This is a genomic window from Pseudomonas sp. ChxA, assembly GCF_030263855.1.
GTDB lineage: Bacteria > Pseudomonadota > Gammaproteobacteria > Pseudomonadales > Pseudomonadaceae > Aquipseudomonas > Aquipseudomonas fluorescens_CB.
In genome coordinates this window covers 402,282-427,967 of the sequence record NZ_JARPMK010000005.1, presented here as the reverse complement: position 1 = coordinate 427,967, position 25,686 = coordinate 402,282, and the positions used below count along the sequence as shown (strand labels likewise).

The following is a 25,686-nucleotide window of genomic DNA, read 5'->3' as shown; positions in this document are numbered from 1 at the left end:
TTAGTAGCAATCCCCGGCCACCCCCAGGGCCGGCCTGGCGGCGAGGGTGCGCCTCCGCCACGTCCAGATGCACCACGAAGCTAACCGAGCCTTTTGAATCGAAAATGCCGCCCTTCGAGGCCGCGGCATTTCTTTTCAGAAGTTGGAGTCGGTTTGGTTAAGCGCTGCGTTCAGCACGGTTAATTAGCCAGCCCGGAGAGCGGTGATCTGAGCTTCAGCAATCAATGCTTGAACTGCGTTCCGCTGCTGGTGGACATACTGATCCACAAGGTGAGTATCAGAGAGGCAAGAAGCTCCACTACGGCTAGTCCAGAGACCTTCTGGAACTTCTACCTCGACGGATGCCAATCGCCTGAGAGCCTGCCAAGCGGTATCACGCTCAATGGAAGATTTGGATTCTGCTACCGCTCGCATATCAGCTTCTGCGAAGTGGAACCAGGCGCCCTCCTCACTCTCGGCCTTTTGGAAGTAACTCCCAACAGGAAAGGCATCCAAGGGTGTTGGACAGGCGACAACTGGTATATTGAGGATCGACACAGCCACACGAACAATCAGGCTCGAATCAGCACTGACTTCGTAGACCTCGCACTCATGCTTTGCAGACTCGATGGCGCTGTAGAGGGATGAAAGGTAATCGCCACAATCTACGTAAGAAGCACCGGTCTCCAACACACGGCCACCGTGCTCAAAAACAACTTGAGCGGTAGCCTCGCGTAGCCAGACAACAGGCTGTTCAAAGCGTATCCATTGAGATGGGCCAACACCAGATAGACTTCCTAGCCTAGCTAGATCGAGGACCTGTCTACGCACAATCGGAAGAGAGCTGCAAAACGGCGCCGGCCTCATAGCTCACACTGCTTCTGCTCGGACATGCTTGCCCAGACGCTCGAAACGAGTCTGAGCTTCAGTGGTACGAGATGCGGTCGGGTTGTTGAGTAGGCGTTTAAGCCCGATAGGCTCTCCAGAGTCATCGCACCAACCGTAAGCATCTTCTTCGATGCGAACCAGCGCAGCCTTGATAGCCATAGCTTCGGCGCGCTCCCCCTTCAGGATGCGCATCAGAAGCCCGCGGTTCTCTTCGATAGTGCCCGCATCTGATGAGTCAGCGACTTTTTCAGTTACAGAAACCGCTTCCTCATGCCCTACGATCCGCGCGGTCAGCTCGCTTTGTTTCGAAAGCAAAAGCTGCTTGAAGAACTGAAGCTGGACAGCGTCCATGTAGTTGTCGGTGGGCTGGGCTAGCAATGCAGCTGCGTCTATAACCATAAGAGGACTCCAATTGTATCGAATTAAAGGAATATCTCAGGGTAACGCCGGGCAACCGGTTTGCAACCCGGAACGCTAGCAGGAAATTCCTCCCTTGTTAGAACCCTCATCAACGTTATGTTGGCATCCACTACCACAGGAGATCACCATGGCAATTGAATCCCGCAAATCCGGATCGGACCACTTCGATGCCACATACGGAGCTGCTTCACACAACCTCAAAGACAAGATGAGCTTCCTGCTCCAGAGCCGGAGTGGTGCTCAAGTCCAAGGCTGGGATACCACTGTTCACGTTGATGGCTTGGTAAGCCTGCTGCCGATAGCAGCGTCGTGCGATGAGCAAGCGATGCTGGACTTGGTTGATTCGATCAGTGCATTCGCCTCGGCCGCGGAACAGGCTTTTGAGGCATTCTCGGTAGATTGCGACCTGGAGGACGCTGGCGCCCTACCAGCACTCCTTCTCAAGTCAGCTGAGTCAGCCCGCCAGTTGGCAGGATCAATGTAATCTGCTTATCTATGCTGAATCTGGAGGTTTTCCATGGCAAACAACACCAAGAATCCAACCGGCGACATTCAGCTTGGACGATTCAGCTACACACACAATCGGTTCTTGCTCACGCTTGCCAGCCTGGCGCTTGCTGCCTTTATTTTTGCAGACATCATCGGCTCGAATGTAGCCCAGGGCTCCAACTGGCTTGAAAAAATGGCTTCCCCTCAGATGTTATGGGCGCTGTTGCTACTGCCGATTGCAACTTTCGGCAGCCTCATGCTTAAGCGCTCAGGCCACCCTGATACGGCCCTGAAGTGCCTGATAGTTGCTGCAGGATTTATCACTGGAGCAGTCGCCAAGATTATTTTCACCCCATGATTTTGGGATGGTGCTTTTGAATTCGTCATGTGCAAGCCCCTCGTTATACTCGTGCTTTCACTGACAACCCACGCTGGAGAATGAAATTGAATAAAAGTGAATTTGTAGACGCCGTCGCTGAGAAGTCGGGTCTTACCAAAGCTGACACTCAGCGCGCCGTTGACGCAGTCCTGGAAACCATCACTGACACGTTGCGCAAGGGTGACGCCGTATCGTTCGTGGGCTTTGGCAATTTCAGCGTCAAACAGACTGCTGAACGTCAAGGTCGTAACCCGTCGACTGGTGCTCCCATTACAATCGCGGCCGCAAAAAAACCTCACTTCGCTGCCGGCAAATCGCTGAAAGACGCGATTGCCTAAATCGAACCCGATGTGAGCAAACGCCCCGTACCCCACGGGGCGTTTTGCTTTCTCAGCCCCGAAATGTGAAGCGATGAAATGTACACAATAGACACCCTTCGAAATGGGTCTATCGATCCGAACTCGCATCTTGCTGACACCAGCCCTGAGGGCAAAGACTGGATGTTAGGGCAGGCAGCTCTTGCAGCGGAATACATGGAGCAGCAGGGTCTAAAAAGCATCGACTATATAGGGCCTTTCCTTCGGCACCCGGTACCCATACTGGAGAAAGAGGGCCCACTTAGCCTGCTTGTCCTACCTAAGGGATCAATCATCCATCGGGTTGACCTGCGCCCAGTTCGGGGATTTCCAGCGGTACCATTTGCAATGTTCATGGTCACATCAGTTGGTCAAACATTCGAGCTTCAAGCTGATCTCCTGGTCCAGTGCAATGACGTAAGGCCTGGGCGAATCTTTAAGGACGGTTCACCACGTCTGTCTTTGGTCGAGACACGAATTGCAATCGTGAACCCGTCACATGACTACGCCTTCTACGTGTCCCTGGACAGCTGGGCCGAACTCAACGGCGCAGAGCTCAGTGCGCGGCTCCAGGCTGCATGGCGCCGATCAGAAGGCAAGTCCTCATCGCGCAAGATGTCTGTAACAGATGTCATCCTCTCCGCCGGCGTAGACACTGCTGGCTTGGATTACGACGAGAAGGTAGAGGACGCATGTCGCCACCCATTTTTCGGGCCGCCTGATTCCTATAGTCGAGTGGTACACATCAGCGACAAAATCCTAAATGAGTTCCCTGACGAAACCGACCCGACACAGTTTCGAGCGTGCAGCTGTTCGATTACTCGACCTTGCGTGTGCGGGAAGCGAAGTGGGAATTAGCCATAGGAAGAGCTAGTTCAGGCCTCGGAATCGTATGCGTGGCGATTAGATTTAAGATTTTTTGCATTGAAAGGCCGAAAATGGAGCACTCCATTGCCACTATTGGTTTAAGACCTTGAGGCCTTCAATGCAACCAATTCATACCCAAGAAGCTAAATCCCTGATTTCCGAGACGTACCCGGTTGTATACGGCACTCTCAAGCGGGGAACGCTCCGCAAATTTCTCCACGACGGATCGAGCACTGTTTTCTCGTGCAAATCGATTCGACAACGTAAGTCGGCAGCCACACTGTTCACCAGTGGTGTCGATGCCGCCCTCAAGAAAGTACAGGCGATCGCTGATAAATACGCCGGCTTGCCCACTGACGGGCTTTTTGACGGGTATGAACCTGAGCCCGCTTACCCGGACGGGATGATCTACTGGGACGACTTATTGCGAGCAGTCGATCTTGTTGCCCTCTATGACCATCTGGTCGCCCTCACCTATAAATATCCAAGCCATCTCGACGAGTCGCCAAAAGCCATCCGAAAGGCAGCAATGATTGTGACCATGCGGCCCTTATGTCGTGTCCGTCGCGCCTCTCGCATCGCTAACAGCGGCCGGGCTTTCGAACAGGGATGAATATGGAACGTGTACCCGAAGCAGTCGAAGGGCTGGTGCGTGAGCAAGCAATTCTAAGTTCAATTCAATATCGTGACCCACACGGCCCTTGGGGGATCGGTACCTTCCGCAGAGAGGACGGGACGACCTTCCAGGCGACAGGAAGCTTCGGGCAACCCATCCTGTATGAGGAGTTCATCCTCTACGGGAAATGGAGCCCAGACATTCCGGGCGGGGATTTCGATACTGCATCGTTTTCGTCTATGCCACCGAAAGCTCTAGAAACCCTTCCGCGGTACTTGACGAGCCTGACTCAGAACAGGGTTGCTATTGCTGCAACTAACAAGGCTGTTCAGCACTTCGGCGAGAATCTCATCGACATTCTCGAGCGAGCACCCTCTCGGCTGACGGAAGCGGGCGTTTCAGAAAGCGATGCTGAGCTTCTCGGGACGACGTGGGCAACAGAGCGTTCCCATCAGTTAGCTTTGGCGCAGATAGACCTTGAAGGCATTCCTCCAGAGAAGCTGGCCACCCTGCAGCGCCGCCTGGGGTACATGACTGACTTGAACCTTGTGCTGCGTGAAGACCCATACCTCCTGTATGTCCACTTTGACGACATGCTGTTCTCGACAGCCCAATCTCTCGCTAAGCGCTTCCGAGTCACTAACGACACTGTGTCCGCAGTCAAGGGCGCAATCGTTGCCGTGCTTCGCAAGGAAGCTTGGTTGGGCCATAGCTACATCGAGGGCGTCCCCCTAGTCGACGCCGTGTCCAAATTACTCAAGCTCGACCGCGCAGTGCTCTATCCACTAATCAAAGAGGGTGTGACCGAATTGAGGCGGGCAAAGGTAGCTCGCGCAGAAGAACGCAGACTACAGCTGTACAACCTATATGAGATCGAAAAGTCTCTAGTTGAAAAGGCGATCGGCTGGACAAGGCTGACCGCGGCCGAGCTAGAGGATCTGGTTCCGAGCGAGGAAATGGGCATCAAACTGCTCCGCCCTCTGAAACTTGGTGCCCCCGCCACGAAGACTCTTTCAATGGGTCTATGCCACTTGATGGCTGAGCGCTTAGCTCTTGTCCAGTGCGAGACCCTTCACGATCAATTGACCATCGTCCAGGGCATACAGCTATTCCTGAATGCTTTCGGAACAGACGCACTCATCACTGCATCTTCCAAGGAAATGGTGACCGAGCTTCAACTGACTCTGGGGGATGAGGCCCCGGTAGTCAGCTATGCGGAGTTGATTGGGCTCGACCCGGTGACAGGTGTCCCACAACAGAACCGGGCCAGCCCTATACCAACCGACGTGGTCGTAGTGGTTGGCACTGATTCTATGGGGGTAGAAGAAATTCACTATCTGCTCGAAGCCATGCCTGAAGCTGGCCGAGTTTTCATGCTTGGGGCCCCCAAGGATCTCCCGTCGCAAACAATCGGCCAACCCTTTGATGAGATGGCCAAAGTGCCAGAAATTCGAACATTCATCGCCAGTTTCTGGCTGCCGGCCCGTACTGAACAGCGAAAAGCAGCAAAGGACGTGTGGTCGGGATCGATTAAGCCTGATGACAGTTTTGATCCTAGCAAGCCCATCAGTTGGCTCAATACGCCACGAGAGAGCATTCCTGATGTGGTGAATGTGCTGCTCCGTGAGCTGTCTGGCTCATGCCAAATATCCCCATTGCACGACATCAAACCTGTCGTGGCGCGCCAGCACGCAGAGGTCCCAGGTACTGATGCAGTTTCCTGGCTTACTCGTTCGATCGCCCATGAATTCGTTGGTAAGGATGACCCGGTCGACTTTCATGGACGAGCATTGTTTAAGGGCATGCCTGTGTTAGTGCACCAGGCTCTCTCTTTGGAACACCCTGCCTTCTCTATTTTCGAGGCCACTGAACTTTCTGGCGAAAGAATGCTTGCCACGCCCCGCTCGGGAAACTCAGCGGTGATCGACCTCAAGCGGAATCTCAACATCTTTCACGGCGGTGTACTGACACCAAAATTTGCGCGCGGTCGAGTTTACGAGTTTGTAATCCTGATCGTGCTCAAGGAGCACATGGGGCTGTTCAATGCCGAACTTCTCTCGACCCTCCTGAACAGTGCAAAAAGATCATTGATTTTGGTAGGCGAGCTAGACGGTATTGCAGATTCATTTCCTGGCGATGAGCCCACACGGGTGAGGTCATCACTCTCGAAATGGATGGCCACCGATGGCGATCAAATTGACCCGCCGCAGAAGTAATGCGACCTCCTACTGGCCGGGTCCCCTCATGCATGGGGTGAGTACAACTCAGCCTGAGCTCATTCCACAATTCACACTCCAGCACGCGGGATAACAGTACATGGCGATCAGATCTGCACGACTCGAGGCACAGGAACGGGCGAAGCTGAAAACACAGCAGGCCCGCAATGTTGCGTTGAGTCTCCCGCTTGTAGGAGCTGCAATCCCTTTTGTGCCTCTGCCACTCGCAATCGGCATTGCTGTGGGCTGTGCTGTATGGACTCTGTACCTTGATCGGAAGGACAAGGAGGCAGTGACTCCGTTGGTTTGGGACCGTAGCTACACACAGACTGACATACCCGATTGCGACTTCCAGCGCTCAACCTTCTTAGGCAAAACCATGCCATGGGTGGAATGGAAGGAACGTGTAGATGCGGTCTCAAACGCGAAGGGTATCGCAAGCGCCGACGATGTGCGTCAGTCGCTAATCGAGGCATACCCCGGAATGATCCCCTTCATGCTGTCAGACGACATCATGACAAGGCATATGGCGCTGCTCGCCGCGACCGGGACCGGGAAGACCGAACTCATCCTCGCAATCGCCCAACAACAAATCAAAAAAGGGGCAGGCCTACTGCTGGTCGAGGCCAAGGCTGATTCTGATTTGTCGGGTGCAATCTACGCAATGATGGAAGCCGCTGGCAGGCTGGACCAGTTCAAGCTCATATCCTTCGAGTTCCCAGAGATCAGCCACACTTACAACCCATTCTTCGCCGGCGGCGTTCGCGCCACCCTATCGACAGCGATGAAGATGCAAGCCGCGTCAAAAGAGGAGTTCTGGACTGACGTAAACCGCTACTCACTGTCTGCAGCAATCCTATGCATGAAGCTTCAACCTGGTGAGCCTGCATTCCACATTAAGGATCTAATCGCAGTCCTCTCTGATTTCAATATCCTCCTGCGATACGTGAAATCGATTCGAGAGTCTGACTCAGATGCTCACAAGGACGGGAAAGAGTTCCTATTTTCCTACCTCCGCTACTGGTACGACGAAGAAAAACAGGAGTGGAATCGTAAAAGCTTCAAGACCATGCTGCAGGGCGCTATCTCAAAACTTTCTGCCTTCGCGCATTCAGAATACTCACGCATTGTTAACACCTATAGCCCTGATGTTGACCTGAAAGACGCCATCCTCAATGGCGAGGTGGTTGTGCTGTCCATGTCGGCTCTCGCCGACAAAGACGGTGTTGAGCTGATGGGCAAGCTATTCATCTCCGACCTGGCCCGTGCTATCGGTGAGATCCAGCTTCTTAAGCTGAAACCTTTAATGATCTGCCCAGCGATCTTTGACGAATATGGTTCGTTCGCGGAGGAAGGTCAGATCACCCTTTTCCAGCTTGCTCGAAGTGCAAACGTACCAATCATCATTGCTTTCCAGGGTGTCGGCTTCCTTCAGCAAAAATCTGCACCATTCGTGGAGATGGTGCTGGGTAACTGTTGGACTCACGTCTACTGCGACATCAGGGATGCTGAAACAAGAGCCTTCGCTTGCAAACTTGCCGGCACAACCCTCAGGAAATTTGAGCAGGAGACTTCCGCCACTAGCTCCGGTGCCAGCCATAGCACAGAGCAGTCAGGCCTCATCTCAAATGAAAACACGGGAGCGAGTTCCAGTGTAGGTGCTAAGGCGACCCGTGAAGACCTACTTCAGCCTGATGACTTCCAAACCCTCGACCAGGGCGACGGAATTATCATCGCAAAATCTGGTACCTACAGGGTTCGAATGCCAATGGTCCGCAGCAGTTTCCCGAACGTACATTTCCGAGATATGAAACTGACGCGACGACATTCCCGCGGGCGGGCAGGCATCAATGCCTGGAAAGACTTTACCGATTTCAACCGCAGGCTTCTGGGCGACGTCTGACAAAACATTTCGCATGCAGAATCTTTTAAGGGGGTTTCTATGACATGGCTTGAACGGATCAAGAACTGGGACTACAGCCTGGAGGGGATTGTAGAGTGGGTCTTGAACCTTATGGAATTCCACATCCAGCGCGCAGGGATCTGGGGCTACATCGGAATTGTGCTGTTCATTATCGGGCTGGGTCTTGCCTTCCCGGCGACACGAGGAGTGACAAGCCTGGTTGTGAGTGGTGTTTTCCGCATGGTGTTCACCTTTGTACAGAACGTCCTGACGTTGCTCACAGCCGACCTCTTCAAATTCTTCGGCAGACTCCTGCTAGCGATGTTTCACCGTTCTCGCCGCTGGATCATTGCCCTTGCCGGCCGTACACGTCGCGACTGATTGAAAAAACCCGGGCAATCCGGGTTTTTTTTTGGAAAACATCCCGAAATGGGGCACTCCCTTTCCACTATTTAGTGAAAGGAGAACCCTCATGAAAGCCGTCTTTCTAGCCATCTGCATTTCAGTCTCTGCGTTTAACGCTGTGGCTTCTGAGTATGCGAGCGATTCATACGTCATCGACCAGCGCGATCCGAAGTATCAGATCGCAATTGAGCACCTCGCGAGCGCTGCTCAGGCACTGCGCCTTGCTCAAGATGAACTGAAAAAAGCCGAGGCCTCCCACCCCCTTCCTGGACTGGATCTGGTTCGAATGTTGAGCCAGGTCAGGCCCGTGGAAGAAACCATCAACGTTGTCCTGCGCCCGGAGAAGAAACGCCTTCGGTATCAGGAGCTAACACCTGATGGGCAGTTCTTTACTACCCCACCTCGACTCGGAGATTGAGACGATGACCGTCACTGGAATCACCCATAACGTACGCATGGAGGAAATGAGGCGGTTCATGGCCAGCTTGTTTCTGCTGCTCGCTGTTGCTGCTCTATTTCTGATACCTGAGATGGCTCATGCAGCCGACGGTACAGCCTGGAACGGTCAATTTGGCCCAGATGCGTCCCTGACAAAAAACACGAACACCAGCCTTCAAGGCTGGTGGAAATCCGCAGCAGGGTGGGGGCTGTGGCTCTCAATCGGCTGCCTATTGTTCTCCATCTTTTTCCTTGGTGGTAAGTGGTGGTGGATCCCTGTCTGCGTGTTCCTCATTTGCCTATTCGGCGAAAAAGCGATCACCCAAGTAGCTACATGGGCTGGTTTCACCAACTTCGCTACGACCTAGGTAACGAGATAAGCCATGCACCTTAGAACCACAACAGAAAGCGACACTTACGCGTACGCAACTTCCCCGCTGAATTTTGGCGGAGTAGAGAAAGAGGACCTCTTGTTTTGGATGATCCCGATGGCGATCGCGAACAACATCATGGACGACCCCTTTTATGCGTTTGCTGTGGGCTGCTTCTGTTTGTGGCTCTACAAACGGCTTACTGCAAATACACCTCCAGGTCACATGGTTTTGCGACTGAGCATTGTTATGGGTCAACTTGAAAGCGGCGACCTGGCGACGATGTACCCAGCTGTCAGAAAGGTTGCTCGGGCACTCAACAGATTCCTAACCAACCTTTGGTTAGAGGTTGGCCTGCTCCCCTCCCCTACCTATTGCAACCGATACGAGCCTTAAGAATGAGCGACAAATACGGCGTACCGCTTGGATACTTCAACCTGCTCGGTCGGGGTGAGTTGAGGGCAAGCAGAATCAACGTTGCATTCATTGCAGTCACTGTGATCCTGACAGGGGTCATTGTGTACCTTATTAACTGGAACAATCATCTTCAGGATGTGAACGTTGAACTACAGGGCCAGCGGGTCATGTACGGATACCCGAACGCAGAGGGTGTATTCGTAAGCGAAAATGAAGTTCCTGAGCGGCACATCATCGCTTTTACTTCTGTCTTTCTTGACAATTTTTATAACTTCACGCCGGACTCTTCGTTTAGCAATGCAAATGAAGCCTTGCGTCTAATGTCGCCTCGGTTCCGCGCTGTTCAGGAAGAGACTCTTAAGTTGGTTGCAAAGCAATCATCTGAGCAACAGATTACCCAGGTTTTTGTTCGAACTTCGCCGTATAAAATTGAAACTACACCCCAAGGTTATATTGTGACCTTCCAGGCGCTGCGCTACCGCGCGACGCTAAATACTGTCTTCGGCAAGGCCAAGTTCAACGTCCGAATTCTGATGAAACCTGTCAAACAGTCGAAATACTTCGAGTGGGCCATCGTCGCTGACGATCTGCAAACTCAGGAGATTGCTCAGTGAAAAAAACAATTCTGGCTGCGATGGTTGCCGTAGCCTTTGCTTCACCCGTTTTTGCTGATGAGGAATGCAACCGTTCCCCACGTTCAGTTATTTATGAAAATTCACCAATTGATGTTTATATTTCGAACGACAACCAACGGGCCGAGGTAGTTTTTCCCGAAACATATCTTTTGGGTGTGAACCGTGAACAACCTGTTGGCCTTGAGCTGTTCCCAACGCCGATAAAAAACAAATTAGCCTTCAATACTACAGACGGGCAATACGTTGGCCTAGTAACTGTAGATGGTCCTTCTGGTCAATCCTATCAAGTCAATTTGATAGCCCGCCCTGGCTGCGCAGATAGCTTGGTGACGATTTCGCATCAAGCACCAGTTGATCGCTCCCAGCTGGCAAAGGATGGTAAAGGTCGCGTCAAGGGACTAATGAACTACCTGTTCGATGGAACAGTTCCAAATGGGTACCGTAAAAATAACTTTTCAAAGCTCACTAAAGAGCAACGTGTTGTTTTCCGCCAGGGTTCTGTCGAGTTTTCACTCCAATCCCAAGTTATCGGACCAACATATGTCGGCACCACCTACGAGGTGGTTAATCGTGGCCGCACTGCATTCAAGCTTGCAATCGACCAGATCGACTACTCAAACAAGGCAGTGGTGGACTCAATCGGAACGGCTCGCCAGGTAGCGATGCTACCGACTTCTCACATTTTAGGTCCATCCCCCGAATATATATCTGAAGTCTACGGTGATTCACATCGTGGATTGCTCTTCATCGTATCGGAGAAGAGCAAATGAGTGATTCGAATCCGAGACCATCAGGACCTAACAAAAAGCTTCTTTGGATCTTCGCTGCCGTTGGTGGCGCCATGTTCCTCTTCGGCAAGTGGTCGGACAGTTCAAGCACTGCGCCTGTTACTGGTAAGTCGACGCCGGTAGCAATTGAGGCGGGCCCTGCAGGCGTCAATCAAATCACTGCCCAAGACAAAGATGCGGCACTCACACAGTTCCGCAAGCAACTTGAGGCCATGCAAGCCGACGCTAATCGCGGGGAAGCTGAGCGGATCAAAGCGGATAAAGTCCGCGATCAGCAATTGCGTGAGATGCAACAGCAAAACAATGCCCAAACGAGGGCGTTGAGCGAGAAGATCGCCGACCTTCAAAAGAAAGGCGTTGACGACCTGTACGCCGCTATTAATGCAAAGGACAAAACCACAAATACGATTCCTGACATGCCGGGTGTTCAGGGTCTAAAAGTTCCATCGGGTGGCTTATCGTTCGACGGAGACCTTGATTTGGGTCCTGCCGCACTGCCGTCGACAATGACAACACCGGTAACAAGCCAATACGGTCCTAACTACATTCTGCTTGCCCCGCCAGTTCAAACTCAGGCGCAGACTCAATCGAGCTTCCAGGGTAAGAGTGGTGGTGGCCCAGGCACGCAGTCAGAAACATCCCTTTTCAATGACATGTCTGCGCCGACCCCAAGCAACCAAACAGGACAGACCAACAACGAAAACCTGAACGCTCAGTTCAATGACGTATATGGCAAACCCAACACTGCCCAGCAGAACAACCAAGCGTTTCAAAGCTCAGGCCAACCTGCTGCTCAGCCAGCCGGGTTAACTGCGGAAGAGGCTGCCGCGAAGAAGAAAGCTCAAGATACCTACACCGTCGAGGCTTTTTCCTTTGTTGAGGTCACAACTTTGCACGGCGTCAGCTGCCCTATCGGCGCTAACGCCCCGGGCGCTTCAGACTCTTCAAAGATCCCAGCCCGCCCAGTTGTTCTTCCAGTTCACGGGATATTTCACGGACCGAATGGCGTAGAGCGCGACATTGGTACTGCCCACCTTATGGGTCTTTGCTCGGGCCGGAGAACCTCTTCGTCTTCTACTGGCCGAGCACTTATCCGCATTGAGCAATTGAGCTACTGGGATGCTTCGGGCGGAGCGCAGATGGTAGCGGCAACTGGGTACGTCGTAGACATGCGGGACAACGAACAAGACGTGTATGGACGGCTCGACAAAGCTTCAGGTCGAACCCTGGCTCTGCAAGCCGCATCCGCAGCCGCAGCCGCTTATGCAACAACTTTGAGTTCAGCGGAATTCACCAACACCAGCTCTACACAAAACGGCACTTCGAGTGCTACGAGCCAACTGACAGGCGACGCAACAAAAGCAGCAGTTGCCCAGGGTATTGGTTCGATGTTCCAGAAGATCAGCGAGCGATTTGAAGCTGAAGCAGATGCTGCTGTCGACACCATTCAAGTCGAGCCGGGCATCAGACTGCGCTTTGTGACTGACCAGCCAATCCGTGTTGTGAAACCCCTCGAACCATTCGACATCGACGCCTCGATGTACGACACCCTGATCTAAGGCGGCCAGCACTATGACTTCAATCCAAATCCGCCTTCCAGCTACACGGCGTGCAAATCTCGTACGTGACAAGAGTGAGCCAAAGACCATGCAGAAGCTGATTCTTCTTTCCTTCTTGGCAATGGCCCTCACCGGCTGCGCAACTGATGAAGAACCGTTCCGGAACAGTGCAACCATGGATCAGATCTACGACACGGTTAACTCCTCTGGTGGCGCTGACACTGTCCGGTTGCTGCGTGAAGGGTTGCGCGCCAGGCCTGAACTTGGTTCAAGCGATCCCTACTATCCAATCCGAAATCCAGATGTCGTTGCACCTGTATGGGTAGTGCCATATGCCGACAAGCGCACAGGCGTGAAGCATGGCGGTCGCTGGGACTACGTGATCATGGAGGAAGCGGGATGGGCAAACTAATCCTGAGCCTACTGTTTTTACTTGCCCCAATTGCTCAAGCCGAAGGGATCACGCAATACCACAAAGATGCCATTCGTGAGTATTACGAGAAGCAGATCCTAGGGAGAGGCCAGGACCTCACCGTTCGCCAACCCGACGTTGATCTTTATCGAAGAATCTTTACGAAACCCAACGAAGTTGACACCCGGCCGCTACCCCCACCGGATCAAATTCCTTGGCCTCAGATCTTCAAAAAACAAAATCTGACTCTAGGTGAAATTCTTAACTTGGCCTCGGCCGCAAGTGGTTATGAAACGGAATTTGACCCGGCGATAAACCAGAACGAAATCGTGCTGATCAACACATCACCGAATTCGCTTCGTGACATTGCTGAATACGTTTCCCGGGTCAGTTCAGCACGCATCACTGTTTACCCCGAATCGCGACTGATTACTGCAACACAGAAGGTATCAACGAATGGCTAAAAAGTCTGATCTGCACCTATACGACTCTGAGCTAGCTGGCCTGGGTCGTCGCAACTATCAAGGCGGCATGCCAATTCAACTGCTGTCCGATGCCTTCCTATACGAGCAGCAAGGTCGCTATTTCCATACGCTGGATGGTCGGTTCGCAAAGATTTGGAAGATTTCCGGTGTGGATGCGTCCATGTTCAACAACGACATGTTGTTTGATGTGACCGGCAGTTTCTCGGACGTTCTGAACAAGTATCCAGCGGGAAGCACCGGGCAGTTTCTGCGACATACACATCGCGACATCCGCCAGATCATGGGGCTCTATCAAGATCAGATTGACCCTGAAGCCGGTGAGTTCGCCGCCGCAATCGCCCACTCCATAATGGACCGGCAGTTTTCGGCTGCGACATCGGCCAATGGATTCTTCGGCGATGCCACTGCGGCCACTCTGAAAAAGATGCAGGACGATGCTCTTGCGGATCTTGAGCAGGACGAGACTGATGAAGATGTCCGGGCAACTGCGTCTGAAGCAATCAAGCGCGAGGTACGGGAAGGCCGCTTCCCCTTCGTAAACGATTTCTACATCGTGTTCATGTGGCAGCCTGAATACATTTTCGGGAAGTTTTTTGACACTACCGTCAAAGCAGCGCTAGCTTCGGTAGGGCTAGCAGACGCAAACAAAATGGCTGAGCGTGCCTATAACGGGCACGCTAAGATTTTTGGTCAGTATTGCACTGAGATCGAACAAGCACTGGCTACCTATGGCTTCCAACCTGAGGTTTTGACTGGTCAAGGCTACATCAACCTTCACTATGGGCTGATGAACCCTGTCCGGAGCTTTGAAATCGAGCCACCGAAGTACAGGGCTGACATACCAATACTTGATGCGCTGGATAATCCAGACATCGTTGAAACCCGGGATAACCTTGCTGCGACAGCTACCTTTGCGCATGTAGAAACGGAGCCTAACGGCTGGACAATTCACGACCGCGGCGTCCCGTACTACATCCGTCCTGTGTCCGTTATGGGCAAGCCGATTCGCAGCGCACCTGGCATGCTCCAGGTAGCCATGGCTGGGATTGAATCCGAAAGTCTAATCACAATGAACTGGAGCGTTCCACGCGCTGTTGTCGTGACCAGCCGGCTAGCTATCCGCGGTCGAATGATCGCGGCTAAGGAGTCGATGCGCGTAGGGGACAAAGAAACCCGTGAACGGCAGCGTAGCGACCTTGATGCTGTAAGGAGCAAGGTGTCCTCAGAGAACGCGAGCAACCGGGAGCAGTTTTTCGACCTGTCTGTTCACATCAATCTGATGGGATTCAACAAAGAGATCATTGACGACCAAGCCATGTCGCTTGAGCGTCGGCTGTGGCGTATCGGTCACAAAGAAGTATTGCGTGGGGATGCTGTGGTCCGTAACAGCATGCCATTTAATTTCCGCCAGACCAGCATGAAACTGCTGAAGCGAAGCATTCCTCACCTGACGGAGAGCGTTTCGCACATGGCCCCAATGTTTGTTGAGTACCAAGGAGTACCCGACCCTGCGATCCTGATGAACAATCGTGCTGGTCAGCCGATCTTCTTGGACCTTTGGGGTAACAGCGTCAACACAGCTCACTCGTTGATCTGCGGGACCACAGGCTCAGGTAAGTCATTTACTTTCAACAATTTGTTGATGGCCCTGAGGGTGAAATACAGACCGAAGGTCTGGATCATTGACAAAGGTGATTCGTACGAAAGCCTTTGTCTGGTGTTGAATGGTAATTACGTCCGCCTCACGACCGAGCGGTTTGTTGAGCCCGTCTCCGGCCGCACAATTGACCCAATCTGTATTAATCCATTTGCCCTCAAGCGTGATGAGAATAATCGCAATGTGAAGCCCGAGCTTGACGAGATTTTCTTCGTCGCACGGATGCTGATCATGATGATGGAGGCCGGGGACGGCTCAGGGTCCACCAAGTCCAATCTAACCAAGGTGACTTCATCTCTCCTATACCAAGCACTTGAGGAGTTTTATCGTGACTGGGTTGAGACGCGGCCTATGGATGAGCCGCGCTTCAGGGACTTCATCCCTCACCTGATCAAGACAAATTTCCATGAGCAGAAAGGTGAGGTTCTCGCACAGAACCTGACGCTGTACTACGGCACTGGTCCGTTCGCCGCCATTTTCGATGGCTACTTGGATGTTGATTGGGAAAACGATTTTACGGTACTTGAAACACAGCGCATGTCGAAGTCCCCTGCGCTTGGCATTGTGACATTGGCTCTATTCCGCCAAATCGACTTGTACTGCAAGTTCAAGCTCGATCGCAGCCGTAAAAAGGTGGTTGCTGTCGATGAGGCCTGGGCAACACTGTCCGATCCGAACGCCGCAAAAGCCTTGTCCAGTTTTTATCGTGAGTTGCGCCGTTATGGTGCTGGTTGCTTGCTGATAAGCCAGACGGTTAAAGACTTTGTGAACCTGATCAAAGCAGAGACGAGCGGTGGTGGCGACTCGCAAGACGGAATTCTCGAGAACACTAGTCATTACTTTTTCCTTGCCTGCTCGGAGTCTGACTACAGAGTTGCCAAAGAAGAACTCGCATTCACCGACGAAGAAATCGATCTGTGGCGCTCTCTAGCCTCGCTGCCTCCGATGTATTCAGAGGTGTTCTACAGGATGCGGACCAGCCAGAGCCTCTATTACTCAGGTGTATTTAGACTCTTTTCAGCCCCGATGACTTTGTGGATTGCAAGCTCGCACCCTGATGATTACCGGATGCGAGAGCTTAGGACTGAAGCAATCGTAAACGAGCAAAGAATTGAATCGTCGGTCGCCCGCCAGCAAGCAATCATCGACCTATCAAAAACTCACCCATACGGAGCACGTTATGGCCAAGTTGTTTAAGGCTGCCGCCCTTCTATGCATCGCCGTCACGGCTGGGTGCACTGATAAATACGAACCTCGCGAAACGATCGTTGACACCGAAACCAAGCCAGTCAAAGAAATGTACGCACCGAATACTGAACTCGAGCGCCGCGCTTACTCCGAAGGAGTGAGCCAGGTACTAACGGACATGAAAGGAAAGATGCGGGCTCGCGAGCGCTTCACTTGGGATGCCCCACTAGTTCAATGCGGAGTGAAAATCCCCGCACGTGTCGTCAATGGGATGTTGTCACCCGAACACGAAGAATGCGTACAAATTGCCCCAGGCCGCTTCTCCGAAGAGGCGCCTACTTACCTTCCCCTGCTCGGATCAGAAAAATGAGTGAACAAAACAAACCAGGCGGTCTCGGCGATCTGATCGGCAAGATCAAAAGCGGTGCAGCAACTATTGCGGCAAGCACGAAGAAGCCTCGACGAGACGCAGGCACCGACGCAGACGCTGATAACGTTGAGGTCATTGAATCTCAGGACGCCCCACGCCCGCACATCGACGATTACAACGATCCGCTCCTCATTGACCCACAGGACCAGGCTGTACCAGCAAAGCCAGATCCAAAGAAGATGTCGTTAAAGAAAAAGCTCGTGCTTGGGGCCGTGGTTGTCGCCCTTGGTGTTATGGCTAAAAACGGTATTTTCACACCGGTTGCGATTCATCAATCACCTCCAGAAACACATCCGTCCACGGCCGATGCGAGTGCGCATGAAGACAAGCCATCGCTGCCACAAATGCATGATGGTGGTTTGACTGCCGGGTTACCTACCGCACTTGGCGAGCAAGCAGTTGTTGATCCGGCGATTGGAAAAACACTGGACGAATTGCAGCTGGACGGACAATTGCAGAAGCCGTTGGTTGCTAGCGGCAAGACTGTTTCAGCGCAAGATTCAGGGTCAATACCTGCTGACGGTTTTGGCTTTCCTGCCCAGCTAGCCAATGAGCCACCACCTCTTGAAATTGGAGCAACAGCCTCACAGCCGAAGGAACAGCTTCCTTTGCCAAGCGGAGCAAACAGCCCATTCGCCGCTGCTCCAGAGGTAGCGCCGGAACCAATCACTGCTGGTTCGGGCTCACCATTTGGTGAGATGCCTGTGGGGGGAGAAACACCCCCTAAACTAGCCTCACTTTCAGCTGAAAAACATGACCCTGTTTTGGGTAGCACTTCACTCCAAAACCCGGATAGTAGTCAGAAACCGAGTCTGCAGAAAGACGCGGCTGATGTGACGAAGATGAAAGCTCAGCTTGCTCAGAAGGACAATGAAATCAAGTCCCTCAAAGATCAATTGGCAAAGAAACCAGGTAGCAACATCAAGCCTGCCCAAGCCAAACCTGCTGTAGCTCACAACCCTAAGCACTCGGCCCGCGTTGCACAACGATCGCCCACCAAGGCTGTACCGCCAGTGGCGAAGGTTGTCTCGAGACCAAAACTCTGCGTGAAAGCAGTAGCACCACCAGCGCGTAATTGCACCACGTGCGTAGCTCATGCGTTCGTAGTCGATGCCGGCGCGGAGAATATGGTGGGCCAAGGCGATTTCCTCGATGGATATCGCGTTGCAATCACCGGTGATCGTCTCGATTTGCAGAACTCGGATGGCCAAGTAGTCCATAAGTTCTGGAGTTCTCCAAATGGGTGCCCGTCGATTTAACATTCATGAGCAGATCAGCAGCGCTGACGAGCTGTTTTTGGCGCGACTAGCTGCTGAGGTCTCAGAGTGTCATTTCCGTGCACCTAACCATGTCCCCGTGCGCTGGGGAATTCCCAGCGCAAGCGAGGCAGACGAACCCAAGCTACATCCAGGCGATCTAACTCAGGCCCAGCTATGTGCCCTGGAGGCCGCAGTAGTTCTGTTCGTAAAGCAGGACTATGTAGCTGCCAAGAGCGCGCTTGAGCCGTTCGTTGCTATAAATCATGAAGAAGCATCCAAGCTCTACATCAAGGTCCTTCAAAAGCTACGTGTAGCTGACTGGGACAAAATTGCCCGACGCATCAACCGCGTTAGCACCGACACTCTGTTCGTACCAGCCGGAAGTACGGAAGTGATTGATGGCCAGAAGGTCATCCTGATTCATCAAGGCTTGAGTAAGTCCTTAGGTCATGATGCCCCCAGGTGCGTTGTCAAATATGTGACCCATCACGAAATGCTCCACGAGCAATTGGGTACAAGCCCTGAAGACCCCCATCCTCCCCTTTTCAGGCGTCTTGATCGAAGCTTTCCGGAGCGCGCCAGAACCATCGCTTGGTTGCAGAAACACAGTTTCCATACCATCGACGGAGTACGGGTGTGATTCGATCCATTGTCGCGCTTGCACTGGCACTTAACGCTGCTAATGCAATCTGCTCACCTTATGACTCGATGATTGATCGTGCAGCTCGAAACCACGGCGTTGATCCAATCGTGCTGCGTGCGATAGCAGCGCATGAGTCAAACAAAAACCCATGGACTTTCAACGCTGATGGAGAACCTTTCCGCTACCAAGATAAAGAAACCGCAGTAAGAGTGCTCTGGTCACTAACCAAAGCACCTTGGATGGTCAAAGCCATCTCCTTGAAAGGAGAGCGGTTCCGCCGGTTCTTCACCTCTCAGGCTAGTGCGAATTCTTATGCGAAAAGCATTCGAGATTCAGGTCGACTGATTTTGCGGGTAGATGACAGCAAAGTGGTCAACAAAGGAGAGGTGCGGGTTCGAGCACTAAGACTAATAAATACAGATATAGGGATTGCTCAAGTTAATTACCGTTGGAACGGTCAAGGAATTGCGACTGTTCAGACATGGTTTGATCCGCATTACAACCTTGAATTCGCAGCGACTCGTATTGCAGAACTTAAAAAGAAGCACAAGAAAGAGATCGAGGCCGTTGGCTATTACCACTCAGCAACCCCGGTTTACCGCAAGAAATATCTCGAATATTTCATACCAAAGTACAACGAGGAGAAACGACTTGCGACCGTATCTATGGCTGCTGCTCGCTAGCTTCATTTCAACCAATGTAATGGCCAGCGTTATTGAGCCCACTACCGACCAAAGAGTCGGCGAAGGCATCATGGCTATTCTAAAAGGCGAAAAACAGAAAGCATGGGACATCCTTTTTCCTGAGGCCAAGAAAGGCAACATTATTGCCATGTATCACCTTGGTGATCTAATGCTGAGATCTCCCGAATATCCGAATAATCTGGAGCGAGCAGCTACTTTTTTTAAAGCTGCAGCTGATCGAGGACATAAGGGTAGTGCTGCAATGCTATCTCAGGTCCAGGGAATGCTTGGCCAGCGTGGTCAAACACCAACAATTGGCGGTGCAAGCGGTGTTCCAGTACCGAAAGATATTGAGGGCGCAAAACAAGCATACGCGCGCATGCAGTCACAAATCGGTCGGTTTGTTGGCGACCAACGATTGGTTGAACCGGTTGCAACCATAAAGATGTTCATCACCGAAAATGCAAGCAATGTTGCAGAGTTAGTGAAGATATCAAACGATGCTAAAGCCCGATTTGGGGAAAAGGTTGACTTTCAATATTATGTATTAATTGATCAAGCTAACTGGAATCCTCGACGTGTTTTTACTCCAGCATCGGGAAATCTTCCGTTGACCGGATTCCGACCTGATATGAACGGCTCTGAAGCACTGAAATATGGTGTCCGCTCAACTCCAGCTATCGTGCTAGTCCCTCAAAATGGACAACCAAAAATATTGAGCAATGCTCAGTCTGTAATCACCGAACTGTCTGCTGTTCTTAGGTAAGGAAAGTATGAAAACTTCAATTAAGATCTCTCTCGCCTTTCTGGTTGGATGTTTTGTCTCCAATGCACCTTTCGTACTTTCCGACGCATCAAGTCCAAATGAAGCGTTGTCAAACGCTATCGCAGTAGCGATGGCAAAAGTTGACAAGTACAACGATGATCGTCAGAACGCTGAAATCGACAAGCTTCCAAATATTCTCGACTGCCAGAATATGGACTGGATGAAAAATTGCTCTGAGTTGAACCGGAACGCGAAGAAGAACCCACAAGCGCCTATGCGAATGATTGGCAAAAATGGTGTGGAGTTTAACTTTCAACCGGGAACGCCAAGCGCCGTAATCAACCTTCAGCTCAACCAAACCCCTGAGGCGGCATCAGAGCTTGTCTCTTATATGGATAAAACCTGGGGTGAGTACCACAAGTCCGCCGAACTCTACAAAATGGCAATGTGGCAAAACGGAGACCTGAAAAACATTAAAGGACTTGATGCTGCTACTGAGAAGGCTAAGGAAGTAAAATACATAGATACCGACAACGTGAGTATGTCTGTGTTCGTAGAGTCAACCTGCCCTGTCTGTGAAAAACAGCTACAAATCCTTTCCACTGTCCAACAAAAATATCCAAAGCTTAAAATAAAGATATTTCAACTTGACGGTGATCGTGATGCCTTCACAAAGCATGTAACTCAACGAGGATTGTCTGGACGCGTACTTTCTCGCGAAGAACGTATTAGTTTGCAAAAGCTGGGAGTGACATCATGGCCAATTTCATGGATCGACAACACTAAGGTCAACAGACGCAAAAGTATTGTCGGTAACAGAACACTTCGCCAGCTTGAAGATCACTTTCAGGCTATGACATATATCCAGCCAGAGAAGAAAGGCGCATGAAAATGAAATCACGCTATATCAAATCGATCCTCGCGCTGACAGTCTCTGCTGTGATGTCAACAAATACTTTCGCAGCGTCAATTGATTTTGGGGCTGACGGGTCGGACTCTCCCTGGACACGCCGCATGGACGACGTTACAGGCCTGTTTGGTGAATCCGTGAAAGGGAGCGCGGTGAACGACGCGAACAAAGGAGGCAGCTTTTCCTTCGATACCTTCACCCCATTCCAAGACCAGCGGACTTCAGTAGTAAATGGCTACGGCGCTACTGAAGTTGGCGTGGGTTGTAATGGGCTCAATCTTAGCACTGTACTAGATGGTCAACTGGGCCAGTACCAGGAGATGGTTGAACAGTTCATCCAAAATGCTCCGGCGCTTGCCATCATGTATTTAGCCTACAGCCAGCCGACCATCAAGTCTGTGATCGACCAGCTTAATAGCGTTGGTCAGTTTGGCTTGGACCTCTCAAACATGACCTGCTCGGGCGTACGGTCTCTGGCCGACAAGGCATATGACGAGAAAAAGCAAACCCTAGCTGAAGCCGACTGTACTGTGGACGAGGGCTATAAAAGCTCAAAATGCATGGCAGGTGAGGGTTTAACCGGATCTCTTCTCAACCAAATGGGGGAGTTCAAGCAGAAAACCTCCGATCGCGCCAACGCAATGATGGGAAAGGTGTCGAGCGCTACTGGCGGGCTGGTTGGTTGGAATTCCTCTGTCTCGGGCGGAACAAATAAAGGCGCTGGCACTGGGTCTGGAACAGGAACCGGCGGCACTGGCTCAGTTAAAGCTTCTGTTAGCGGTAAATCATGCAGCAATGACCCACAAGATGGTAGCGCCGGCCTGGTGCTCGCGGCATCGGAACTTGGTTGTGATGACATCAAGAAATATGGTGGCCTCGTACCTTCGTATGGTTTCAACAATGATGCTGCCTCGGTAACCCCGCGCACTGAAAACATTGAGAACCTTTCGAAAACCCTGACCACTGAATACATGGACCTGTACAAAGCTGTTTACTCTGCAGATGCCGCATCCTTCAAAAATACACAGGCATATAAAGATCTGATCTCTCGAGCTGACATCGTTGTCAGCGAGAACGAACATCAATACATGCGAAACCTTGCCAGATCGAGCCCGGCCATGTTCATTTCAACAGAGCGCCAATTATCAACGCTCGGAATGATGAAAGAGCTGGACGACGTAATTTCCAAGATTGAAATTGGCGTTTCAAGCGGTATCGCCAATCAACCTGATAACGTAATCCTGAGTGATGAGGTTATCAGCCGCACTAAAACCTCTGTTGCTGGCCTTCGCCAACAATACATCGCCCTTCAGGCACGAATCAAACACGATCAAGAACGCAACAAAGTATTCGCGAGTGTCCAACAGGTAACGAACTAATGTCAGACTCGACTGATATTGAAAATTTTGACTACCTACAGATCGTCAATTCCAATTTTGGCGATCTTGTTAGTCATTACATCAACATGTGGCAGGCTTATAACCAGTCCTTCACTGTGGCGGCGATGAACCTCTGTCTGTGGGGAGGACTTGCCTGGGTAAGTATTTTGACCCTGAAAGCACCTGCAGATAAGCTCAAGACAGCTGCGAGCGCTATAGGTGTTGTACTTTTGGTTGCCATGCTCCTACAGCCAGGTAACTATAAAATTGGGCCCGCTGGTGGAAGCGTAGGACTATCGGCGGGTGCTGGCTGGTCAGTTTCAATTATTGGCAATATTTATCAGCTTTTCAAATCAGCTCTGGATAATGTAAATAAAGAAACGGCAATGAGCCTGGCATTTGAAAATGCTTATCATGTGACAAACGAGGGGACACTCAAGAAATTCGCCAATAGCCCTGTAAAGGATATGTACCAAGACTATATAGATAAATGTCAAGGTGCGCTGTCTGCTACGGCTGGTAGCACCCCAGATACCCGGCTCGTAGGACAATCAGTTGGTCTCTACGGTTCAACAATGATAAACCCTGTTGAAGTGAGTCAACTTAGCAAGGAGCAGTATGAAGAAATGGAGGCTGGCAACAAGGTTGGAAGTGCATCGCCGATGAACGTTCTTGGCCTTGGGTTATCAATCAATTCATGGAGAAGGTATTTCGCAGACAGCGAGGTAGCCGATAAGGTGGACGCCGGCAGAACCGCACTACTCAATATACCTGAAGATCAGAATCCGTTCCGAGGCAATAATGTCAAACCCGGGGGCTATCTTTTACCTTCAAAAGAGTATTGGGTAAGACAGTATTTCCCATCCAAAGCAAATGAAGGCGCCTCGGAGTTCGATAAAATTACTGACAATGCCGATAGCTCAATGTATAGCAACCCACAGCTAACTGAGGGCTCATCGGTCGCCGCGGGACAAGAAGTTAGGTTCTACCCTAAAAACTGCCTCCAAATGTATGGCATGGTGACAAAGGCCGTTCAGAATTGGACTGATGCAATCAGAGAAGAGGTTCCAATGGCTCAAAGATCCTCATATATGAGAGATCAGACTGAAGCCCAGACCCTCATGATCAAAAACATAAACAATATGATTGAGCAGCGAGATAAGTTTTCAGATAGTTCGCTTCCTATTATTGGCTCTGAACGCCGTAATGGTCAGGACATGAACTGGGGGATCAGCGATGCAGCTGACAGCATAATGACCAAGATCCAGGACGTCGGCAAAGCATTTAAAGAATGGATGCTTACCTTCAAGGTACCTGCAATGATCAATGGCTGCGCCATGCTCGCAGGGATGATGGTTGTGCTCTTCCCGGTGATATGTGTATTTGCGGTTTTTGTTAATCCGAGCATTCTGATTAGCTTTGTTAAAATTCTTAGCTTTGCTTTCATGATCCCATTCGTCAACAACCTTTGTTTAACAATGGCTGCTACATTGCTTGCAATGAATGGGGAGCTGATGACAGGGCTAACTTCGGGCAACATTTATGAGAACTATCCCCTGCTCATTTCAGCAGGCTCTGCACAATATATTATCTTCATGGCTTTGACTGCTGTAGAGATAGTTATTGCTAAAATGCTGATTTGGGATGATGTCAAAGGTCTTTCAGGATTTAACCCAGCCGGCGCAGCTTCTGGAATGGCCGCAACCGGTGGTGCTGTGATTGGTGCAGCAGTCAAACTCGGCAGTGCTGCATTGAGTCTCGTTGGTGGACCGGCCAAGCTTGCTGGCGCCCTCGGGCGAGTTGTCTCGGGAGCAGGTTCGGCAGCTAACGGTGCAGCAGGCGCAACAACTGGGGCTTACCGAGCTACAAATATTGTCCAATCGCTCCCGAAAGCTTCTGCTGGATCAGCCTCCCAAGCCAGCAAAAGGCTCGCTAAGCCAAGCTCACCGCCTCCAAAACCTAATCTCCCCGCGTTGCCGCCCCCGACCCCACCGGGTCCAGATACTCCAAAGGGGCCAAACAAGCCCTAATCAAAGCCCGCGCGAGCGGGCTTTTCTTTGCCCGAGCCGTTCACGTTTGGTACTGATCAAGGAAGCCCTTCATAATCCCATCCCATTATACCTGCGCTGAGACTTGGAATCCTGGGCTGACCTGTTAAAACAGTTCGTGTCCAGATCACGGAGATGAATTATGAAAAAATTAATGGTTGTGGCACTGATTGCAGTGGCGATCGCAGGTTGCGGGGACTCATCGAATCCGACCTCCACGAAATGGATCGGCGGAAGCGTCGTCGACCAACCAGAATTCCGGTTGCCAGGCTCGACCTTCGGTTTGAAGAGCGTACAGGATTCCAACGCTCAATCCGGACAAGCTTGGTTTTTCGAGAAAGCCAATTGGAAACCGAAGGGTTGGTCACTGTGGGTCGCTTCCAACGTGTATTCGGACTACAAGGCGCCGAAAAATGATTTGAGCATGCTGCAACATGGGTTTGCTCGAGCAGATTCGGCAGCCGAGCGGTCTAAGAAGGAAAGCTTTTTTATCGGTGGGGTGAGCAAGTGGCTCAAGGAAAATCACGTAGACGTTGAGCTCAACTTCCTGGGCTACGATGGTCTCCCGCAATCCCTGATGCAGAGCAACGATGCATACAGAGGTTTTTGGTTGACCTGGAACAACGAGCCCTGTGAAAAAGCTTTTCGTATGTGCGTGGACAATTACTTTGTCTCGCCTGTATCCCGCCTGTCTGGAGGTGAGCGCTTGGGCTACAAGGACTGGATCAAGCCATACCTGAACCTTGGGGAAGGCGACACGGCTGTAGGCCGCAAGTTTGTGATCGATTCGTGGGGCGGGATGGAAGACGAAAAAAGTCCCTTTTATGACATCTGGCCTACTATGGTCTTCCTAGTGAATCCTGAAGGTGTTGTTACACGTGCCTGGCTTCCTCAAAAAAATGACGCGGCCACGGTTCAGCGCGTTCAGGCTGCCATTGTTGCTGATGTTGGTGGGCCTTACGCCAAGGTGGCCGTCAGTGAGAAAGCGGACTCAGCACGACCACCAACCCAAGGCTACTATGGACAGCACTACATCGAGACCGGCGTGGGCAAGGTCCTAGAAACCTTCCAAGAGATTATGAACTCGAAATGATAGGCGC

General features: G+C 51.6%; 27 protein-coding genes. 25 read left to right on the top strand and 2 right to left on the bottom strand.

Annotated features, from left to right (window positions below):
* Positions 1–183 precede the first annotated feature (183 nt).
* Positions 184–672 (bottom strand): hypothetical protein, encoded by a 489-nt coding sequence (locus P5706_RS36890; protein WP_078466126.1) that lies wholly within the window; start codon positions 670–672, stop codon positions 184–186.
* 177 nt (positions 673–849) lie between these two features.
* Positions 850–1,266, bottom strand: a complete 417-nt coding sequence (locus P5706_RS36885; RefSeq protein ID WP_078466125.1) for a TraR/DksA family transcriptional regulator — start codon at positions 1,264–1,266, stop codon at positions 850–852.
* 148 nt (positions 1,267–1,414) lie between these two features.
* Here P5706_RS36885 and P5706_RS36880 point away from each other — a divergent pair, with 148 nt between their 5' ends.
* The 25 genes from P5706_RS36880 (at position 1,415) to P5706_RS36760 (ending at position 25,679) form a co-directional block, all read left to right on the top strand.
* Entirely contained in the window at positions 1,415–1,771 is a 357-nt protein-coding gene (locus tag P5706_RS36880; protein ID WP_078466124.1) for a hypothetical protein, read from the top strand.
* 33 nt (positions 1,772–1,804) lie between these two features.
* Complete coding sequence (locus P5706_RS36875) at positions 1,805–2,134, top strand: hypothetical protein (RefSeq protein ID WP_011922985.1); 330 nt, start codon at positions 1,805–1,807, stop codon at positions 2,132–2,134.
* An 86-nt stretch (positions 2,135–2,220) separates the two neighbouring features.
* On the top strand, positions 2,221–2,493 hold the full coding sequence (locus P5706_RS36870; RefSeq protein ID WP_078466164.1) for an HU family DNA-binding protein: 273 nt from the start codon (positions 2,221–2,223) through the stop codon (positions 2,491–2,493).
* A 1,003-nt stretch (positions 2,494–3,496) separates the two neighbouring features.
* Positions 3,497–3,991, top strand: a complete 495-nt coding sequence (locus tag P5706_RS36865) for a hypothetical protein (protein WP_078466122.1) — start codon at positions 3,497–3,499, stop codon at positions 3,989–3,991.
* 2 nt (positions 3,992–3,993) lie between these two features.
* Positions 3,994–6,210 (top strand): helix-hairpin-helix domain-containing protein, encoded by a 2,217-nt coding sequence (locus tag P5706_RS36860; RefSeq protein WP_228759038.1) that lies wholly within the window; start codon positions 3,994–3,996, stop codon positions 6,208–6,210.
* Between the two features lie 100 nt (positions 6,211–6,310).
* On the top strand, positions 6,311–8,113 hold the full coding sequence (locus P5706_RS36855) for a type IV secretory system conjugative DNA transfer family protein (protein WP_078466120.1): 1,803 nt from the start codon (positions 6,311–6,313) through the stop codon (positions 8,111–8,113).
* Positions 8,114–8,152: 39 nt separating this feature from the next.
* A complete protein-coding gene (locus P5706_RS36850; protein WP_011922991.1) occupies positions 8,153–8,494 on the top strand; it encodes a hypothetical protein in 342 nt (113 codons plus the stop codon).
* A gap of 91 nt (positions 8,495–8,585) precedes the next feature.
* Positions 8,586–8,936, top strand: coding sequence for a hypothetical protein (locus tag P5706_RS36845; RefSeq protein ID WP_078466119.1), 351 nt, complete (start codon positions 8,586–8,588; stop codon positions 8,934–8,936).
* Positions 8,937–8,994: 58 nt separating this feature from the next.
* Positions 8,995–9,324, top strand: coding sequence for a hypothetical protein (locus tag P5706_RS36840; protein ID WP_153045996.1), 330 nt, complete (start codon positions 8,995–8,997; stop codon positions 9,322–9,324).
* A gap of 15 nt (positions 9,325–9,339) precedes the next feature.
* On the top strand, positions 9,340–9,723 hold the full coding sequence (locus P5706_RS36835) for a hypothetical protein (RefSeq protein ID WP_078466117.1): 384 nt from the start codon (positions 9,340–9,342) through the stop codon (positions 9,721–9,723).
* A gap of 2 nt (positions 9,724–9,725) precedes the next feature.
* The gene (locus P5706_RS36830) at positions 9,726–10,358 is read left to right on the top strand and encodes a hypothetical protein (protein ID WP_011922994.1); all 633 of its coding nucleotides are present in this window, start codon (positions 9,726–9,728) and stop codon (positions 10,356–10,358) included.
* Positions 10,355–11,149: a hypothetical protein gene (locus P5706_RS36825; RefSeq protein WP_078466116.1), complete on the top strand. Its 795-nt coding sequence runs from the start codon at positions 10,355–10,357 to the stop codon at positions 11,147–11,149. Before P5706_RS36830 ends, P5706_RS36825 begins: the two co-directional genes overlap by 4 nt.
* On the top strand, positions 11,146–12,726 hold the full coding sequence (locus tag P5706_RS36820; protein ID WP_078466115.1) for a conjugal transfer protein TraB: 1,581 nt from the start codon (positions 11,146–11,148) through the stop codon (positions 12,724–12,726). Before P5706_RS36825 ends, P5706_RS36820 begins: the two co-directional genes overlap by 4 nt.
* 88 nt (positions 12,727–12,814) lie before the next feature.
* Positions 12,815–13,138: a TraV family lipoprotein gene (locus tag P5706_RS36815; protein WP_078466163.1), complete on the top strand. Its 324-nt coding sequence runs from the start codon at positions 12,815–12,817 to the stop codon at positions 13,136–13,138.
* A complete protein-coding gene (locus P5706_RS36810; protein ID WP_078466114.1) occupies positions 13,126–13,602 on the top strand; it encodes a hypothetical protein in 477 nt (158 codons plus the stop codon). The genes P5706_RS36815 and P5706_RS36810 overlap by 13 nt, the downstream gene beginning before the upstream one ends.
* Positions 13,595–16,477: a VirB4 family type IV secretion system protein gene (locus tag P5706_RS36805; RefSeq protein WP_078466113.1), complete on the top strand. Its 2,883-nt coding sequence runs from the start codon at positions 13,595–13,597 to the stop codon at positions 16,475–16,477. The genes P5706_RS36810 and P5706_RS36805 overlap by 8 nt, the downstream gene beginning before the upstream one ends.
* Entirely contained in the window at positions 16,461–16,838 is a 378-nt protein-coding gene (locus tag P5706_RS36800) for a hypothetical protein (protein WP_078466112.1), read from the top strand. The genes P5706_RS36805 and P5706_RS36800 overlap by 17 nt, the downstream gene beginning before the upstream one ends.
* The gene (locus P5706_RS36795; protein ID WP_153045995.1) at positions 16,835–18,157 is read left to right on the top strand and encodes a hypothetical protein; all 1,323 of its coding nucleotides are present in this window, start codon (positions 16,835–16,837) and stop codon (positions 18,155–18,157) included. Before P5706_RS36800 ends, P5706_RS36795 begins: the two co-directional genes overlap by 4 nt.
* The gene (locus P5706_RS36790) at positions 18,138–18,797 is read left to right on the top strand and encodes a hypothetical protein (protein WP_011923001.1); all 660 of its coding nucleotides are present in this window, start codon (positions 18,138–18,140) and stop codon (positions 18,795–18,797) included. The genes P5706_RS36795 and P5706_RS36790 overlap by 20 nt, the downstream gene beginning before the upstream one ends.
* Positions 18,794–19,483, top strand: a complete 690-nt coding sequence (locus tag P5706_RS36785) for a lysozyme family protein (protein WP_285685582.1) — start codon at positions 18,794–18,796, stop codon at positions 19,481–19,483. The genes P5706_RS36790 and P5706_RS36785 overlap by 4 nt, the downstream gene beginning before the upstream one ends.
* A complete protein-coding gene (locus P5706_RS36780) occupies positions 19,452–20,249 on the top strand; it encodes an SEL1-like repeat protein (protein ID WP_078466109.1) in 798 nt (265 codons plus the stop codon). Before P5706_RS36785 ends, P5706_RS36780 begins: the two co-directional genes overlap by 32 nt.
* 7 nt (positions 20,250–20,256) lie before the next feature.
* Complete coding sequence (traF, locus tag P5706_RS36775) at positions 20,257–21,138, top strand: conjugal transfer protein TraF (RefSeq protein WP_078466108.1); 882 nt, start codon at positions 20,257–20,259, stop codon at positions 21,136–21,138.
* Positions 21,139–21,140: 2 nt separating this feature from the next.
* Positions 21,141–22,538 (top strand): hypothetical protein, encoded by a 1,398-nt coding sequence (locus tag P5706_RS36770; protein WP_078466107.1) that lies wholly within the window; start codon positions 21,141–21,143, stop codon positions 22,536–22,538.
* A complete protein-coding gene (locus tag P5706_RS36765; RefSeq protein WP_285685579.1) occupies positions 22,538–24,568 on the top strand; it encodes a hypothetical protein in 2,031 nt (676 codons plus the stop codon). Before P5706_RS36770 ends, P5706_RS36765 begins: the two co-directional genes overlap by 1 nt.
* A gap of 160 nt (positions 24,569–24,728) precedes the next feature.
* Positions 24,729–25,679 (top strand): hypothetical protein, encoded by a 951-nt coding sequence (locus tag P5706_RS36760; protein ID WP_078466105.1) that lies wholly within the window; start codon positions 24,729–24,731, stop codon positions 25,677–25,679.
* Positions 25,680–25,686 lie beyond the last annotated feature (7 nt).

What these genes read in the sequence shown, in the direction of transcription:
- P5706_RS36860 (WP_228759038.1), top strand. Translation starts at nt 3,994, where the DNA reads ATGGAACGTGTACCCGAAGCAGTCGAAGGGCTGGTGCGTGAGCAAGCA.
- P5706_RS36810 (WP_078466114.1), top strand. Translation starts at nt 13,126, where the DNA reads ATGGGCAAACTAATCCTGAGCCTACTGTTTTTACTTGCCCCAATTGCT.
- P5706_RS36770 (WP_078466107.1), top strand. Translation starts at nt 21,141, where the DNA reads ATGAAATCACGCTATATCAAATCGATCCTCGCGCTGACAGTCTCTGCT.
- P5706_RS36840 (WP_153045996.1), top strand. Translation starts at nt 8,995, where the DNA reads ATGGCCAGCTTGTTTCTGCTGCTCGCTGTTGCTGCTCTATTTCTGATA.
- P5706_RS36835 (WP_078466117.1), top strand. Translation starts at nt 9,340, where the DNA reads ATGCACCTTAGAACCACAACAGAAAGCGACACTTACGCGTACGCAACT.
- P5706_RS36830 (WP_011922994.1), top strand. Translation starts at nt 9,726, where the DNA reads ATGAGCGACAAATACGGCGTACCGCTTGGATACTTCAACCTGCTCGGT.
- P5706_RS36855 (WP_078466120.1), top strand. Translation starts at nt 6,311, where the DNA reads ATGGCGATCAGATCTGCACGACTCGAGGCACAGGAACGGGCGAAGCTG.
- P5706_RS36790 (WP_011923001.1), top strand. Translation starts at nt 18,138, where the DNA reads ATGGGTGCCCGTCGATTTAACATTCATGAGCAGATCAGCAGCGCTGAC.
- P5706_RS36795 (WP_153045995.1), top strand. Translation starts at nt 16,835, where the DNA reads ATGAGTGAACAAAACAAACCAGGCGGTCTCGGCGATCTGATCGGCAAG.
- P5706_RS36885 (WP_078466125.1), bottom strand. Translation starts at nt 1,266, where the DNA reads ATGGTTATAGACGCAGCTGCATTGCTAGCCCAGCCCACCGACAACTAC.
- P5706_RS36880 (WP_078466124.1), top strand. Translation starts at nt 1,415, where the DNA reads ATGGCAATTGAATCCCGCAAATCCGGATCGGACCACTTCGATGCCACA.
- P5706_RS36760 (WP_078466105.1), top strand. Translation starts at nt 24,729, where the DNA reads ATGAAAAAATTAATGGTTGTGGCACTGATTGCAGTGGCGATCGCAGGT.
- P5706_RS36820 (WP_078466115.1), top strand. Translation starts at nt 11,146, where the DNA reads ATGAGTGATTCGAATCCGAGACCATCAGGACCTAACAAAAAGCTTCTT.
- P5706_RS36865 (WP_078466122.1), top strand. Translation starts at nt 3,497, where the DNA reads ATGCAACCAATTCATACCCAAGAAGCTAAATCCCTGATTTCCGAGACG.
- P5706_RS36805 (WP_078466113.1), top strand. Translation starts at nt 13,595, where the DNA reads ATGGCTAAAAAGTCTGATCTGCACCTATACGACTCTGAGCTAGCTGGC.
- P5706_RS36800 (WP_078466112.1), top strand. Translation starts at nt 16,461, where the DNA reads ATGGCCAAGTTGTTTAAGGCTGCCGCCCTTCTATGCATCGCCGTCACG.
- P5706_RS36765 (WP_285685579.1), top strand. Translation starts at nt 22,538, where the DNA reads ATGTCAGACTCGACTGATATTGAAAATTTTGACTACCTACAGATCGTC.
- P5706_RS36875 (WP_011922985.1), top strand. Translation starts at nt 1,805, where the DNA reads ATGGCAAACAACACCAAGAATCCAACCGGCGACATTCAGCTTGGACGA.
- P5706_RS36850 (WP_011922991.1), top strand. Translation starts at nt 8,153, where the DNA reads ATGACATGGCTTGAACGGATCAAGAACTGGGACTACAGCCTGGAGGGG.
- P5706_RS36845 (WP_078466119.1), top strand. Translation starts at nt 8,586, where the DNA reads ATGAAAGCCGTCTTTCTAGCCATCTGCATTTCAGTCTCTGCGTTTAAC.
- traF (WP_078466108.1), top strand. Translation starts at nt 20,257, where the DNA reads ATGAAAACTTCAATTAAGATCTCTCTCGCCTTTCTGGTTGGATGTTTT.
- P5706_RS36815 (WP_078466163.1), top strand. Translation starts at nt 12,815, where the DNA reads ATGCAGAAGCTGATTCTTCTTTCCTTCTTGGCAATGGCCCTCACCGGC.